Source organism: uncultured Winogradskyella sp. (assembly GCF_937958655.1).
Classification (GTDB): Bacteria; Bacteroidota; Bacteroidia; order Flavobacteriales; family Flavobacteriaceae; genus Winogradskyella.
In genome coordinates this window covers 18,357-33,775 of record NZ_CALGNH010000035.1, presented here as the reverse complement: position 1 = coordinate 33,775, position 15,419 = coordinate 18,357, and the positions used below count along the sequence as shown (strand labels likewise).

Annotated in this window: 14 protein-coding genes; 1 reads left to right on the top strand and 13 read right to left on the bottom strand. The window is 34.6% G+C overall.

Features of this window, described 5'->3' with window-relative positions:
• The 6 genes from Q0800_RS08030 to Q0800_RS08005 form a co-directional block, all read right to left on the bottom strand.
• Window positions 1-802: N-6 DNA methylase (locus Q0800_RS08030; protein ID WP_299128805.1), on the bottom strand; the 802-nt coding region annotated here is incomplete at its 3' end.
• Window positions 803-984: 182 nt separating this feature from the next.
• Window positions 985-1,437, bottom strand: a complete 453-nt coding sequence (locus tag Q0800_RS08025) for a hypothetical protein (RefSeq protein ID WP_299128804.1) — start codon at window positions 1,435-1,437, stop codon at window positions 985-987.
• Between the two features lie 13 nt (window positions 1,438-1,450).
• A complete protein-coding gene (locus tag Q0800_RS08020; protein ID WP_299128803.1) occupies window positions 1,451-1,735 on the bottom strand; it encodes a hypothetical protein in 285 nt (94 codons plus the stop codon).
• Window positions 1,736-1,987: 252 nt separating this feature from the next.
• Window positions 1,988-2,644 (bottom strand): HAD family phosphatase, encoded by a 657-nt coding sequence (locus Q0800_RS08015; protein ID WP_299128802.1) that lies wholly within the window; start codon window positions 2,642-2,644, stop codon window positions 1,988-1,990.
• A gap of 192 nt (window positions 2,645-2,836) precedes the next feature.
• Window positions 2,837-4,744 (bottom strand): acetate--CoA ligase, encoded by a 1,908-nt coding sequence (acs, locus tag Q0800_RS08010; RefSeq protein ID WP_299128801.1) that lies wholly within the window; start codon window positions 4,742-4,744, stop codon window positions 2,837-2,839.
• Window position 4,745: 1 nt separating this feature from the next.
• Entirely contained in the window at window positions 4,746-6,128 is a 1,383-nt protein-coding gene (locus Q0800_RS08005; protein WP_299128800.1) for an alanine/glycine:cation symporter family protein, read from the bottom strand.
• Window positions 6,129-6,255: 127 nt separating this feature from the next.
• Between Q0800_RS08005 and Q0800_RS08000 the strand changes: the two genes are divergently transcribed.
• On the top strand, window positions 6,256-6,606 hold the full coding sequence (locus Q0800_RS08000) for a ribose-5-phosphate isomerase (protein WP_299128799.1): 351 nt from the start codon (window positions 6,256-6,258) through the stop codon (window positions 6,604-6,606).
• Here Q0800_RS08000 and bshA read toward each other — a convergent pair.
• From bshA to Q0800_RS07965, 7 genes are all read right to left on the bottom strand, one after another.
• A complete protein-coding gene (gene bshA, locus Q0800_RS07995) occupies window positions 6,599-7,738 on the bottom strand; it encodes an N-acetyl-alpha-D-glucosaminyl L-malate synthase BshA (protein WP_299128798.1) in 1,140 nt (379 codons plus the stop codon). The two genes, Q0800_RS08000 and bshA, sit on opposite strands and share 8 nt — an antisense overlap.
• A gap of 92 nt (window positions 7,739-7,830) precedes the next feature.
• Window positions 7,831-10,788, bottom strand: a complete 2,958-nt coding sequence (locus Q0800_RS07990; RefSeq protein WP_299128797.1) for a glycoside hydrolase family 3 N-terminal domain-containing protein — start codon at window positions 10,786-10,788, stop codon at window positions 7,831-7,833.
• Window positions 10,789-10,904: 116 nt separating this feature from the next.
• Window positions 10,905-12,131 carry a phosphoserine phosphatase SerB gene (gene serB, locus Q0800_RS07985; protein WP_299128796.1) on the bottom strand — a complete coding sequence of 409 codons (1,227 nt, stop codon included), beginning with the start codon at window positions 12,129-12,131 and terminating at the stop codon, window positions 10,905-10,907.
• 117 nt (window positions 12,132-12,248) lie between these two features.
• On the bottom strand, window positions 12,249-12,737 hold the full coding sequence (locus Q0800_RS07980; protein WP_299128795.1) for an ABC transporter ATPase: 489 nt from the start codon (window positions 12,735-12,737) through the stop codon (window positions 12,249-12,251).
• Window positions 12,738-12,768: 31 nt separating this feature from the next.
• Window positions 12,769-14,262 carry a PH domain-containing protein gene (locus Q0800_RS07975; protein WP_299128794.1) on the bottom strand — a complete coding sequence of 498 codons (1,494 nt, stop codon included), beginning with the start codon at window positions 14,260-14,262 and terminating at the stop codon, window positions 12,769-12,771.
• Window positions 14,249-14,770, bottom strand: a complete 522-nt coding sequence (locus tag Q0800_RS07970) for a PH domain-containing protein (RefSeq protein WP_299128793.1) — start codon at window positions 14,768-14,770, stop codon at window positions 14,249-14,251. Before Q0800_RS07970 ends, Q0800_RS07975 begins: the two co-directional genes overlap by 14 nt.
• Before the next feature lie 10 nt (window positions 14,771-14,780).
• Window positions 14,781-15,416 (bottom strand): hypothetical protein, encoded by a 636-nt coding sequence (locus Q0800_RS07965; protein WP_299128792.1) that lies wholly within the window; start codon window positions 15,414-15,416, stop codon window positions 14,781-14,783.
• Window positions 15,417-15,419: the final 3 nt, after the last annotated feature.

The following is a 15,419-nucleotide window of genomic DNA, read 5'->3' as shown; positions in this document are numbered from 1 at the left end:
TATGTATAATATTTGGGGCTTCAATACCATGAAGAATCATATTCATAATCCCAATGACGTACGCTAAATTCTTTTTTTCTTTTCCGTACAATGTTTCTTCTTGTAAGGTCTTCAAATTGTCGGTTGTTTTTTCCATGCGCTTATACATGTATTCGTATGCTTCGCATAAGAAACCACAAGAACCTGCTGCGCCATCGTAAATTTTTTCTCCAATTTGTGGATCAATCACATTAATCATGGCACGAATTAATGGCCTTGGTGTGTAATATTGCCCACCATTACGACCTGCATTTCCCATGTTTTTAATCTTGGTTTCGTATAAGTGGCTTAGTTCGTGCTTATCTGTTGAAGCACGAAAAGGTAACGCATCTGCATATTCTAAAATCTCACGTAAGTTGTAACCGCTTTGGATTTTGTTTTTCAGTTCAGAAAATATTTCTCCAATCTTGTACTCAATCGTGTTTGCAGAATCTGCTTCTTGCTTAAACTTTGCGAGATATGGAAACAATTTACCATCTACAAACTGCACCAAATCTGGACCTGTTAAGGCTACGTGATGGTCTAATTTTCCGTCAGCATCTTTTGGCATTGCCCAATTTGGCCAACGGTATTCCTTATTTAAAATAAATTTGTAGTCTTCTCCTTTTAATTCGGCTTCGTCTGCTTTGTCTTGTTCTAATTCGTCCAAGTAGCGTAAGAACATCACCCAAGAGGTTTGCCCAATGTAATCTAATTCACTATCTGCGCCTGAATCTTTGTAAAGCAGGTCGTCTATATTTTTAAAGGTTTGTTCGAAATTCATTCTTAGTTTTATAAACAAATAAAGCGTCTCGTTCTGAGTCGCTATTATTAATTAAGGGAATTTAAAGATAATAAAAGCCCTTGGGAGTGCAAGGGCTTATTTAACTAAAATTATTATTGTGGACTTGGATCAGATTGTCCTTTACTAATACTAAAAATATTATAGCCAATACCAATTCCAAACTATCTTCTCCCTTGATAAATCCAATTTTTACCCAAGTCTCTTGCAAGAAAGTCAAAGCCCATAAATAAGCCAAATTGTACACGATCTATATCTTTTATAAGACCAATGGTTGGTGTTAATGCCGCTGCATTAGTAGCCGAAGTAATATTACCATTAGTAGTTTCACTATCTACTGGAACTGAGGTAATGCTAATACCAGAATAGAGACTAACAAACTTCCTAACTTTAAAATTCAACCCTATACCTGCATTAAAATTACCATAAAAATCCAATGGTACGTTATCACCATTACCTGTTCTAATTTTAATTGGTATAGTCACAGTACCAAATTCAATATCAATCATTGCTGGTATAACTTCCGTGTAGGTATCAAAGTCTTTTTTACTTATAGAAAAGAAGTTCTGTTCACCATCATCAGTTCTTACGTATGCCAAATTTCTTTGTATAAGCATCTCTTGATTACTTTCATCGCCAGATACTTGTCCAGTTAATAAAAGTTATTATAATCTTGTCATCTAAAATTTTATCAATTTCAAACTCCCATCCTTTTTGAGCAATCATGATTTTTGGAATTGTCCGTTCATCATCTTCATCTTCTAACAATAAATAGGGATTGCCTTGAAAATCACACTCTGTTACTTCCGTACCAAACTTAAATCTATGAACCTTATCTTTATAAATTTTTGATGATTGGCCAAAAGCTAGAATACAGTAACAGAATAAAATTAATGTAGTTAATGTGTTTTTCATAATCCATATAATTTAATTGATTAATACTCAAAATTATAAATGCACCACATAGCAAATCATACCCAATAATGGGTATATTGTCTCTATTGCGCAGTCAACAACGAATTATGTAAGTTCTTATCCGTTTAAAGGAACGGTTTGACGGGAATTATAATTTAAATTAAACAACTTGATAACACACTGGTTATTAATTAGGTAAACAACCTGAAAAAATCTGTAAACTGTTAAAATAAGTGCTTCGAAGAATTAGAATTAAACAAGATTTAAAAGATTACTGTAGCTAATCGCTTTATAATCAGCAATCACCAAATTGGCCAAACTATAATCTTGCCCTGTAGAATGCACACTTTTAAACGCAGTACAGAAGATGCCAGCAGCATGTGCCGCTCTTATGCCATTGGTAGAGTCTTCAATAACCATACAATCTGCCTTTGAGAAACCTGTATGCGCTGCTGCTTTGGTAAAAATTTCTGGGTGTGGCTTGGATTGCTTTAAATCCGCTCCACTAAACTTGCCTATGAAATACTGGTCTAAATCAAAACGCTTAAAAATGCGATTAATATTAGGCATTGAAGCTGAGGATGCCACCACCAACTTTAGCCCATTGGCATGGTAGTCTTTTATTAAATCCAGCACACCATCTATCAAGGCTAAGTCGGTATCATTTTTAAACAGATATTTAAAATGTTGGCGTTTTAATGTTACTAGATATTCTGGTGTGTAGCTTAAACCAAAATGGCTCACCAAGCGTTTGCAGATATTTATCGTCGATTGCCCTGTGAATGAAGTGTACAAGGCTTCGTCAACCGTAATTTGCACATCGCTAAACATTTTAAAATAGGCTTTGCGGTGTAGTGGTTCTGTATCAACGATGACACCGTCCATGTCGAAGAGTACGGCTTTGAGCATTTGGATTTTTTGTTTTGGTGAAGATATAAAAGTATTGATTAGAATGGATTAGAATTATGCTGTAATCCTTTTTAAAATTACACCTCTAAAGTCCTCTCAAGAGGACCATACACTAAATAGACTTTTGAACTTTGTAACCTTGAGACGATTTTAAGGATGTTAATCAATAATGCTATATAAAGATATAAAAAATTACAATCTATCATCTATAATACGCTGCACCACTTCAGGATTCAACAAGGTACTTGTATCTCCCAACTGATCCATCTCACTGGCTGCGATTTTACGTAAAATACGACGCATAATTTTACCTGAGCGTGTTTTTGGTAAGCCTTCTACAAACTGAATTTTATTGAGTTTTGCTATAGGCCCAATACGATCGGTAATCAGCTGATTGATTTCTTGTCGTAAATTATCTTGGTTTCTACCTTCGCTGCTGCCCTTAAGTGTAACATAACCGTATAAGGCATTACCCTTAACATCGTGCGGAAAACCAACTATGGCAGACTCTGCTACTGCTTGGTGTTCATTTATAGCATCCTCTATTGGTGCGGTGCCTAAGTTATGCCCAGAGACTATAATAACATCATCTACACGTCCTGTAATTCTGTAATAGCCGACTTCATCTCGTAATGCGCCATCACCTGTAAAATACATATTATCATACGCAGAAAAATAGGTGTCTTTATAGCGTTGGTGATTGCCCCAAATAGTGCGTGCTATGGATGGCCAAGGGTATTTAATACATAAACGTCCTTCCACTTGGTTCCCTTTTATTTCTTCACCTTTTTCGTTCATTAAAGTGGGTTGAACACCTATAAATGGTAAGGTCGCATACGTTGGTTTTGTTGGTGTACAAAATGGAATTGGCGAAATCATAATACCGCCAGTTTCGGTTTGCCACCATGTATCTGCTATTGGGCTTTTCTTCTTGCCTATATTTTCATTGTACCAGTGCCAAGCTTCTTCATTTATGGGCTCTCCAACTGTACCTAACACTTTAAGAGAGGATAAATCGTGTTTTTCTACAAAGGCATTTCCTTGCTTAGCTAACGCTCTTATAGCCGTTGGTGCGGTGTAAAATTGCGACACTTTATGCTTTTCTACAATGTCCCAAAAACGTCCATAATCGGGATAACTCGGTACACCTTCAAACATTACTGTTGTTGCTCCATTGGCTAATGGGCCGTAAACAATGTAACTGTGACCTGTAATCCAGCCTATATCTGCTGTACACCAATACACATCCTCCTCGCGATATTGAAAGACATTTTTAAACGTATATGCCGTATAAACCATATAACCACCGCAGGTATGCATCATCCCTTTTGGTTTTCCGGTAGAACCAGACGTATATAGAATGAACAAAGGATCTTCAGCATCCATAATCTCTGCCGTATAATCTTTATAGGCTTCATCTAAAAGGGGTTGCAACCAATGGTCACGGCCTTCTTTCATGTTAATTTCTGAATGGATTCGTTTTGCAACCAATACGGATGTTACACCATTACAGTCTTCTAAGGCTTCATCTACAATACCTTTTAAATCTATAGTTTTAGCTCCACGATACGAACCGTCTGAGGTAATCACCATCTTGGCGTCGCAGTCGTTAATACGGGTTGATAATGCCGTTGCCGAAAAGCCTGCAAAGACCACAGAATGAATGGCTCCAATCCTAGCACAGGCCAAAACTGAAACGGCAAGTTCTGGAATCATTGGTAAATAAATACACACACGATCCCCTTTGTTTATCCCTTGTTCTTTTAAAACATTAGCAAACCTGCATACACGCTCGTGTAACTGTTTATAAGTAATATGCTCTGCTGGTTCGTTAGGATTGTTAGGCTCAAATAAAATGGCTGTTTTATGAGCTCTAGAGTGTAAATGTCTGTCTAAACAGTTTTCTGTAATGTTTAGTTGTGCTCCTTCAAACCATTTAATTTCGGGTTTTGCAAAATCCCAACTTAAAACTTTATTCCATTTTTTTCTCCAATAGAAATGTTCTTCTGCTATTTCTTCCCAAAATTGTTCGGGTTGTGTTACTGATTTTTTATAAACCTGAAAGTACTCTTCAAATTGTTTTATGTGGTAGTTACTCATTCTAAAATTTGTTTGATTTCAATTTAGCAAAATATTGTTTTGCTTCTATAATAACCTTGGGCGCTAAAATTAAGGTGGCTATCATTGTTGGTATAGCCATTAAAGCAAATATACCATCAATTAAATTAATCATCATACTTAAACTCGTTGTTGCGCCAAGCAATATACTTGTAATGTAAAGATAATTATAATAGTGTTTTTTATGAGTACCAAATAAAAAAGACATGCACTTTGTGCCATAGTAGGCATACGAAAACAAAGAGCTCATACTAAAAACCGTTATACAAATGAGCAAACCGTATTTACCATACCCAGGCATAACGGCACTAAAAGCAGACGCTGTAAGACTAACGCCATTGTTAGCTGTTGTTTCCCACACTCCAGTAACCAAAATCGCTAGCGCTGTTAAGGTGCAGACTACTAAGGTATCTATTGCTGGACCTAGCATAGCCACCAAACCCTCGCGAATAGGCGCATTAGTTTTAGCTGCTCCATGTGCCATAGGTGCGGTACCAATACCTGCCTCGTTAGAAAATGCGCCACGTTTAATCCCATGTAAAATCAAAGCACCCAAAACTCCTCCCATAAAAGTGTCGTCTTTCGGATAATAATTAGCAGCAAAAGCATCTGTGAAGATGAGCTTTATGTAATACCCTAAATCATTTCGATGTGCTATTAAAATTATAAGAACAAAAACAAAATATAAGACCACCATACTAGGAACGAGTTTAGAGGCTACAATTCCTATACGCTTTATGCCTCCTAAGATTACTAAAGCCGTTATGCTTACCAATACGAAGCCTATAATTAAATTTGAAAACAAACTAACCTCTACTCCATTAGGACGTAACAAAATATCATTTAATGCTTGGGTGAGTTGATTAACATTAAACACTGGTAATGCTCCAATTAAGCCACAACAACTAAAAAAAATGGCTAAGGGTTTCCAGTTTTTACCCAAACCTTCAACAATAAAATACATAGGTCCGCCTTGGATTTCGCCAGCACTATCCTTGCCTCTGTAAAGAATAGCCAAGGTTGAGGTAAAAAACTTGGTGGACATTCCTACTACGGCACTAATCCACATCCAAAAAACCGCACCAGGTCCACCTATGGAAATGGCCACTGCAACACCAGCTATATTGCCCATACCAACTGTTGCCGAAAGCGCTGTTGTTAAGGCCTGAAAGTGTGAAATTTGTCCTAAATCGTTAGGGTTATCATATTTACCTCTTAAAACAGAAATGGCATGCCCTAAATATCTAAACGGGAGAAATCTTGAACGTATCAACAGATACAACCCGCCACCAATTAATAAAATTAACAAGGGTAATCCCCAAGCTAATGATGAAAAATCACTGAGCAATTGATCCAATGCGTCCATAGCCTATAAATTTACTAAACGCATTAAACTTATAACTAAAATGTTGAGAATTATTTTATGAATGACATCATAAAATATGATTGTTTCCAATAAAAAAGTAAATTAGTTAAATCATAAATTACTATTGATGCCTAAGAGACTTTACCGTATATATGTTGTAGAATTATCCAAACGGATTTATACTGAGAATAAAAAATTTAGGCTTGCGAATCCGCAATATAATGGTGTTTTAGAATGTCTTTATGTTGGCATGACCAGTAAAAGTCCGAAAGAACGATTTAACCAACATAAAACAGGTTACCGTAATTCTAAAGGACACAAACTATCTTCTAATATTGTAGAAACGTACGGACTCTACTTAAGACCTAGTCTTTACAATCATATCGATCCATTTTTAAACAGAAAAGAAGCTATTGAAGCAGAAAAAGGCATTGCCCTAGAGTTAAGACGCGAAGGTTATGCAGTTTGGTTTAATTAGTACTTAAAAACTTTCTCAGGGCTTCCTCGTAAATTTTTTCGTATTGTGGCACAACATTATGAATGCTAAATTTTTTGGATTGTGCTTTAGCATTAGCTTTAAACCTATTTAATGTATCAACATCCGATAAGATTTTAATGGCATTGTTAGACATATCCTCAACAGCATTAACATCACTTAAATACCCAGAAAAACCATCTTCATTAACCTCTGGCAAGCCTCCTGAATTTGTAGAAATTACAGGTACACCACTCGCCATAGCTTCTAAAGCCGCAAGTCCAAAACTTTCAGTTTTAGAAGGCAACAAAAACAAATCACTAAAACATAATATTCTGTCAATTTCATTACTATTTCCAAAGAATACTATTCTATGCTTTATACCCAACTCTTCGGCCAAGCGTTCTGCACCTTCTTTCTCTGGTCCCTCGCCTACCATCATAAGTTTTGCAGGTAATGATTTTTGAATATTATAGAAAATTTTAATGACATCTGGTATTTGTTTTACCTCGCGCATATTACTTATGTGTGTTATAATAAGCTCATCGTCGTCTGCCATAATTTCTCGCTGACAATCCGTAAAACCATGCACATGCTTTTCTATATCAATAAAATTTGGTACAACATAAATATCTTTTGCGATATTAAAAAGTCGCTTTGTGTCTCGCTTTAAACTTTCCGAAACTGAAGTTACAGCATCCGATTTATTGATACTAAACGTTACTGCTGGTTTATAAAAAGGGTGACTCCCAACTAATGTTATATCTGTGCCGTGTAAAGTGGTTACTATAGGTACTTTTATGCTTTCGTCTAGTAACATTTGCTGTGCCATATAAGCTGCGTATGCATGTGGTATGGCATAATGTACGTGTAATAATTCAATATTATGCAGTTTTACCATGTCTACTAATTTACTTGATAAAGCTAATTCGTAGGGCTGATATAGAAACAATGGATATTCTGGCACATGCACTTCGTGGAAGTGTATATTCTTACTTAGTAATTCTAATCTAACTGGCTGACTGTAGGTTATAAAATGAATTTCATGACCACGTTTAGAAAGCTCTATTCCTAATTCTGTGGCTACAACTCCACTGCCTCCAAAGGTAGGATAACATACAATCCCTATTTTCATTTAGACGTTATAATTTAGTGCGGTTAAAATTATACTTTTTAAATGGTTAGGTTTAAATTTTAATATTTTTTAACGAATTATATAAAAACGCTTTAATCGATTATCGCTTCATAAATGAAACGCTGAATCTCTGTTCTTATATTTTCTCGCAAGAGTAAATTTTTACCAGCTTCAGGATACGTTCTATTGGCTAAAAATATATAAATAATTTCTTCATCAGGATCTGCCCATGCATACGTCCCTGTAAAACCAGAATGCCCAAAACTATTCATAGAAAGGCAACCACAGGTTGGACCGTCTTCGCCAAGTTGTGGTTTATCAAAACCTACACCTCTCCTATTATCATTACTACAATAGTGGCAGGTATTAAATTTGTCAATAGTTTCTGGTTTAAAATAGCGCTTGCCGCCATAAAACCCTTTTTGCAAATACATTTGCATAATCTTAGCCACATCATTAGCATTACTAAAAATACCTGCATGCCCACCAATACCTCCTTGCATTGCCGCACCCATATCGTGCACATAACCATGGACTTTAGCATGTCTAAAGTAATTATCGACCTCTGTCGGCACAATATTTTGTAAACTAAATGATTTCCTAGGATTGTAAGTGGTATAATTAGCACCCAACGACCGGTAGTAGCGATCTTGAGTTATTTCGTGTAGAGATTTATCATAAAACCCCTCTAAATACTCTTTTAACAAATAGTAGGGCAAATCACTATAACGGTACCTTAAACGCGATAGTAATTCTGTTTCTTTTATAATTTTTTGAATGGAATCTTTATAATCACTGCGTAGAAACAATTTATTTGTAACTTCTACATTAAAATTACCATTACGGCTTGTTCTATAATACTTAGGATCTGGTTTTTTGGTTACTGTGTCTAATGTCTTATAATAAAACGGAACCCATGGTCTCAACTGTGCATAGTGTGAGAGCATTTTTTTTAACGTAATATTTTTTTTGTTTGAATTTTTAAAATACGGTAGTAAATTCCCGATTTTAGAATCTAATGATATTGAACCTTGCTCCTCTAACTCCATAACCACAGGTAGGGTTGCTAAAATCTTTGTTAATGAAGCTACATCATAAATATCGTTATAATCTACTTTATTCTTTTTAGCATAGGTATGATAGCCAAAGTTTTTATTGTAAATAACCTTACCCTTTCTTGCAACCAATAACTGAATACCTGGTGTCATACGCTTACCGACTGCATAATTTGCCACAGAATCTAACTTGGTTAATTTGTGAGAATCCATACCAACACTTTCTGGGAGGCCATAGCCTAAATTCATTAACGAATTAAAACGTTCGCCAGTTCCTAATGGAAAGTATGGCCCAGCACTTACTGGTAATTTTCCTTTAGCTCCTATGGCTCCAAAAATTAATTGTGCTGATTTTTCTTGAGTGATTTTACTATTTTGGTAGCTCATTACAATACTTTCTATATTCTCTATTGAGCTTAAATCGTTTAAGGCGTAAGGTCTGGCAAAAACATCTAAAATAACCGTGTTTGTTCTGCTTATTTCGTAAAGCCACGCTAATTCCTTTTGAGTGAATTTATAGCCTTTCCAAGGGTTATCGTTAGATTTATGAAACCCAATGATTACCGTATTATAATTTTGTAATTTACCGAGCAGATTACTAAGATTTTCCGCCTTTATATGATGAACTTTTGTATATTTTTTTAGTGTCGTATAAAAATGTGAACCTTCTGCATCACCAAAATCTACATACGCTATAGTTTTTGTTTCAAGATCTCGTAATGGTAGTAATTTGTTTTTATTTTTAACCACAGTAATAGCCTGTTCCATTAGTGTTTCATAGAGCAGGTCGTCTTTTATTCTATTAAGATCGTTTTTTAAATTACTGAGCTCAACGGGAGTATACTGATGCAAACCAACCTTATATTTAGCACTTAAAATCTTCTTTACTGAATGTGCTAAACGCTCTTCTGTTATAACACCATTGTTGTAGGCTTCTTTAAATTTAGCGACTCCCTTTTCAGTATTTTCAGACATTAGCATGACGTCATTTCCTGCTAAAAAAGCCATGAGATCAATTTCCCCTCCTGTATTACTGGTTTTGGAAGAACTACCATTTACACCTCTAGCTATATAGTCGGCGGCACCCTTCATGGTTAAGGCATCTGTAAAAATGAGTCCTTTAAACCCTAAAGAATCTTTTAAAATATCTGTGACAATGTGTTTAGATAATGAGGACGGAAAGCCTTTTCTGGTTTCTAAACTCGGTACATTTAAATGTGCTACCATTACACTAGATAATCCTTCTTTAATGAGCTGGCGATAAGGGTATAATTCTACAGAATCAATTCGCGATTCACTAAACGATACTGTAGGTAAGGTTTTGTGTGAATCGGCTTCTGTATCTCCATGCCCTGGAAAATGCTTAGCATTGGCTAACACACCTGCTGATTGCATTCCTTTCATAAACGCTAATCCTTTTTCGGTGACATTATCTCTGTCTTCTCCAAAAGATCGGTTGCCAATGATTGGGTTTTTTGGATTTGTATTAATATCTACAACTGGTGCAAAGTTGAAATGAACGCCTAAGCGTTTGCAATGTTCACCAATTTGCCGTCCAGTCTGCTCAACAAGACTGTTATCTTTAATAGCACCAAGGGTCATATTCCAAGGAAAAGCATAGGTAGAATCTAAACGCATACTTAAGCCCCATTCTGCATCCATACCTACCAATAATGGAATGTTAGAAACCGATTGTAGTTTGTTATTTAATTTAGCTTGCCTATACGGTCCGCCTGTTGAGTAAATAACACCTCCAATATGTTGCTTTTTTATAAGGTTTATAATTTTTGCATTCTGAGCGTCGTTGTTTTTAGACATTACTTGTACCATAAACAACTGACCTATGCGCTCTTCTGTAGACAGTGAGGTATAAACACTATCTACCCACTGCGCTTGCTTTACAGCATCTTTAGCAGTAAGAGGATTTTTTACAACAACCTGTGAAAAACTTAAATTTATGCAAAAGCAGAAAAGAATAAGGGACAAATACCGCATGAATAATTATTGAAATTTATTTAGTATCAACGAATATTATGCCAAATTAGCATAATTAACATGAAGTAAAAAGACTTTATGATACTTTTATAAATGACGTAATTAACCGTTTAAAATTACTCATTTAAAAGATCTATATGACGATCGTGGTATCCTAATAAGTACAATACACCATCTAAACCTATACTAGAAATAGCACTTTGGGCATTATCTTTTACCTTAGGCTTGGCATGAAACGCAATACCTAAGCCTGCTAAATTTAACATCTGCAGATCATTAGCTCCATCACCAACGGCTATGGTTTGCCCAATATCTATGCCTTCTTTATCGGCTAATAGTTGCAAGTATTCTGCTTTTTTATTGCCATCAACGATATCTCCAAGATAACCACCTGTAAGTGCACCATCTTTAATTTCTAATTGATTGGCAAAAACATAATCAATATCTAACTTTTTTTGAAGGTAATGCCCAAAATAGGTAAAACCACCAGATAGTATGGCCGTTTTATAACCATAGTAATGCAAAGTATCTATGAGACGTTTTGCACCTTTAGTAATAGGCAGTTGTTCTGCAACATCTTTTAAAACCTCTTCAGACAAGCCTTTTAGAAGCTTCATGCGTTGTTTAAAACTCTGATTAAAGTCTATCTCTCCTTGCATGGCAGATTCTGTAATGGCTTTTACTTGCGCTCCTACACCAGCGCGTTCTGCCAACTCATCAATAACTTCGGTTTGTATTAAGGTAGAATCCATATCAAAACAAACCAATCTTCTATTACGTCTAAACATGGTATCTTCTTGGAAGGCAATATCAACATCTAATGCTTTGGAAATTTCCATAAATTTTGAAGTAAATTCCGCCTTGTCGTTTATTTCTCCCCTTATGGATAATTGTATAGAAGCTCTTTGGTAATCTTCTTCTTTTACTAAAGACATTCTTCCTGTTAAACGCTTTATAGAATCTATATTTAAGTTCTTTTCAGAAATAACTTTGGTAACCTCAGAAATTTGCTGTGCTGCAAGTTTTTCTCCTAAAATTGTAACAATGTAACGGTGTTTGCCTTGCATGCCTACCCAACCTTCGTAATCTTTTAAAGTAATTGGTGAAAACTTTGCTGTAATCCCTAACTCGTAAGCCTTAAACAATAAATCTTTTAATACGGCTGCGGATGTCTTACCAGATTTAATTTCAAATAAAATACCTAAGGACAAAGTATCATGAATGTTAGCCTGACCAATATCTAATATTTTAGCATCGTACTCAGCTAAAACACTTGTAAGACTAGAGGTTAAACCAGGTTTATCTTGTCCTGAAATGTTTAATAAAAAAATATCTGTTGCCACAGTTAATGTATAATTTAAGATTGGTAAAAATGGTTATTCTGCTTGATAAATAAAAATTATTGAACATGAAAAATCACCAATAATTTATAGCAAAATCTAAGAATACTTTAAAAGACGTTAAGGCTTAATAAATCGACTATGCCAACTCTCTTTTGCAGGCACTTCCCAATTCTCTTTAAATTCCGCTATATTGGTAACCAAATTATTAAAAACAATTGTATTTTTTGAAACTGAATTGTTTTTGGCCATTTTCTTGAATTCCAATAATGGCTTGTAAGCCACAAACTCACCCTGCTTAAAGGACACATTCATTTTATCCATTAAGTCTACTTTATAATCTTGCTCTAGTTGTTGTATAAAATGTACGGAAGCATCTATGGAACAGCCTGTGGCATTATTTAAGTTTTCATTTAACGCAATAACTATAAATCGCTTATAAACTATTTTATAGCCTGCCTGTAAATCTTTTCCGTGAGCTGTCCATACCTCTACAAACTTATTTAACTTAGATTTGATTTCTTCTAGCTCTTCTTCAGAAAAAGAACGGTTTGCTTGGTATATCCAAACACGAGATTCTTCTGGTAACGTATCAAATTCTACTAACATGTCTCAAATTTAGAATTACAAAAATAAGGCATTACATCCAATTTTTATTTTCGTGTTCTACCTTATACAGTAAGTAATCCTTAACCCTATACGCATCAGCTAAATTAATATGCGGTATGGTTACAGATTTGGACGCGGAATAAATAGTTACAGAAGCTAGTCCTCTTTGTTTTTGAAATAGGGTTTGATTTAAACTCACAGCTTGGGTTTTCTTAATTTCTAAAAACGACGTTGTGGTATCAATCAATCGCCCTCCACCAATGGCAATATATTCGTTATCTAAATGATAGTATGATTTTTTGTAAGTGTAAAACGCATTAGCCGCTAAATAAAGTATTAGTGGAATATTAATAAGCAAGAACAATTTTGACCAAAAAAATAAAAGCACATTTATAATTACGAGCATAACAGTACTCATTAAAACCAAACGATAAAGCATGTAAATATTAGGCCTATTCTTAATAATTTGCCCTTCAACTTTTGGATAAAACTGATGTAGTAACTCTGAAATCTGACCTCGATTTAAACCAACAATATTAAAGTTACGCTGTTGCTTTTTATTCGCCATAGCTTGCGTAAAGCTTAATTTATAAAGCCCAAAAACCTGTTTTAGCTTATTGGTATAGATTGTGGTGTTCTGAATTCGGCTAGCCGATAATGCTAAGTTGATTTTATTAAAAAGTCCTTTTGAAATTTCTAAACCTTCCTCTTTTTGCTTAACGGTTAACTTAAAATTTTTAATGAACATCATTACCAGCGAAAACAAAAAAGAAATAATGAACAAAGCGACTACAATGGAGATGTTAAAGAGTAAAAGTCCCACTAGAGATTCTTCGTCTAATTGAAACCAAGATCCAAAAACCGCATTAAGATCAAGCTGTTCAACAAACGCTTTAACATCGTTATAAATACCAATGATAAACGCAAAAATTAACACAAAACTTTTAAAATGATTTTCGCTTATACCTTCTAAAAACAGTTTTTTAACAGAGGCTTTATAAAACACAGCTTCTTCTAAACTATTGGTATTCAAGCGATCATTATGCGCTTTAGATTGTAGTAAATAGGCTTTTAATGCATTGGCCTTAACCTTTGGAAGCGCTAAGATTTCTATTTCGGTTTTATCGTCACCAGCCGTTTCAATAGAAAGTGAAACCACATTTATTAACTGCTGCAAAAGGTTTTGTTTAATATAAACATTCTGAATTTTTGAACTCGCTACGGATATTTCTTCTTTATTAAAAATTCCTTTTTTCAAGAAGAAGTGATCGTCTTTAACATAAAATTGAAAATTGAGGTATTTGAGGAAAGCAATAATTAGAAACAGCAGAATTATTGAAATAGAAATACCTACCGTCTTAAAACTCAAAAAATCAATGTTCTTATCGCTTCGTATGTACTTTAATAGAAATACTGCAATGACTACTATAGTACCCTTAATAATTTTGTATGCGGTTACCCCAAAAATGACGATGATCCCTTTAATGGATTGTCTTGAAGGTTGCTCAAAATTATAGCCGTTCATTTATAATTTTAGTTAAAAAGGCATACTGATTTTCAGCAACCGCTTTTGGTAAGCCTTTAATCGCAACATCACCACCCGATTCTCCTGCGGAATAAATTTTCAATGTTGAGAGTCCCAGTTTTCTCGCTATAAACGTACGTGTAATTTCAATATGCTGTATTCTGTTATACGGTAAGGTTACAATTTTATGTACCAAGTAACCTTGGCTAGAGGTGATATCTTCTTCTCTAAACGCATACTTACGTTTTTTAAAACTTAAATAGCCAAACCCAAGTGATATAAAAAAAAGAACCACTAAAAATCCTAATAGAAACCAAAAAAGGCTATTTATGATATAATCTTCCGAAAAGATGTTGAATATGGATAATGCTCCAATTAAAACGGCATAGGCTATTATACAGTTTAGTATTATGATTTTAAAGTATGTATGAGAAATAGGAACTAATACCAATTGATCTGATTTTGGTAAAGATTCTACATCAATCTGAATATTCGAAAATAAAGCCATGGCATAGGTTTTAAATCATTTCTAACCCAGTCAACACCTTTTTTATAATGTACTGCTTTTCGCTTAAATCAAAGACTTCAATTTCTTTAAACGTTATTTTAAAGGCTTTATTAAAGTTAGATTTCTTTAATAACTCATACCCTTCAAACGTATCTAAGATTAAAAATGTATGTGTTTTATCAAAATCATCTTTAGTTGTTATATAAGAAATGGCGTCATTACTCATACTTAACAAATCTACTTCGATGGTGAGTGCTTCATCAAGGGTACTGTTAATGCTTATATCGTTATCGCTATCGTCTATAATATTCACAAGTTCTTCAGAAGAAAAAATAGATAAGAAGTCGTTTGCACATTTTGAAGCCATTATAAACCCTACATCTTCACCAATGGACTCTATATCTGCTAAAGTTTTATTACTGTAGTATTTAGACTTTGATTTGTGCTCGTTAAAACTTGTAATTAAACAAAGGCCTAATGCCATTTCTTTTTCATCGGCAGGATCGGACTTTTTAAACTTTTTCTTAGATATACACTTGCATGTATCATCTGCCATGAGTTCTGCAACCTCTTGCTTAGATCTGTTTTGCGCACTAAACGCCATTGTAATTAATAAACCAATAAATAGTGTAAAATGTTTTATCATAAA

What these genes read in the sequence shown, in the direction of transcription:
- Q0800_RS08025 (WP_299128804.1), bottom strand. Translation starts at nt 1,437, where the DNA reads ATGCTTATACAAAGAAATTTGGCATACGTAAGAACTGATGATGGTGAA.
- Q0800_RS08020 (WP_299128803.1), bottom strand. Translation starts at nt 1,735, where the DNA reads ATGAAAAACACATTAACTACATTAATTTTATTCTGTTACTGTATTCTA.
- Q0800_RS08015 (WP_299128802.1), bottom strand. Translation starts at nt 2,644, where the DNA reads ATGCTCAAAGCCGTACTCTTCGACATGGACGGTGTCATCGTTGATACA.
- acs (WP_299128801.1), bottom strand. Translation starts at nt 4,744, where the DNA reads ATGAGTAACTACCACATAAAACAATTTGAAGAGTACTTTCAGGTTTAT.
- Q0800_RS08005 (WP_299128800.1), bottom strand. Translation starts at nt 6,128, where the DNA reads ATGGACGCATTGGATCAATTGCTCAGTGATTTTTCATCATTAGCTTGG.
- Q0800_RS08000 (WP_299128799.1), top strand. Translation starts at nt 6,256, where the DNA reads ATGCCTAAGAGACTTTACCGTATATATGTTGTAGAATTATCCAAACGG.
- bshA (WP_299128798.1), bottom strand. Translation starts at nt 7,738, where the DNA reads ATGAAAATAGGGATTGTATGTTATCCTACCTTTGGAGGCAGTGGAGTT.
- Q0800_RS07990 (WP_299128797.1), bottom strand. Translation starts at nt 10,788, where the DNA reads ATGCGGTATTTGTCCCTTATTCTTTTCTGCTTTTGCATAAATTTAAGT.
- Q0800_RS07980 (WP_299128795.1), bottom strand. Translation starts at nt 12,737, where the DNA reads ATGTTAGTAGAATTTGATACGTTACCAGAAGAATCTCGTGTTTGGATA.
- Q0800_RS07975 (WP_299128794.1), bottom strand. Translation starts at nt 14,262, where the DNA reads ATGAACGGCTATAATTTTGAGCAACCTTCAAGACAATCCATTAAAGGG.
- Q0800_RS07970 (WP_299128793.1), bottom strand. Translation starts at nt 14,770, where the DNA reads ATGGCTTTATTTTCGAATATTCAGATTGATGTAGAATCTTTACCAAAA.
- Q0800_RS07965 (WP_299128792.1), bottom strand. Translation starts at nt 15,416, where the DNA reads ATGATAAAACATTTTACACTATTTATTGGTTTATTAATTACAATGGCG.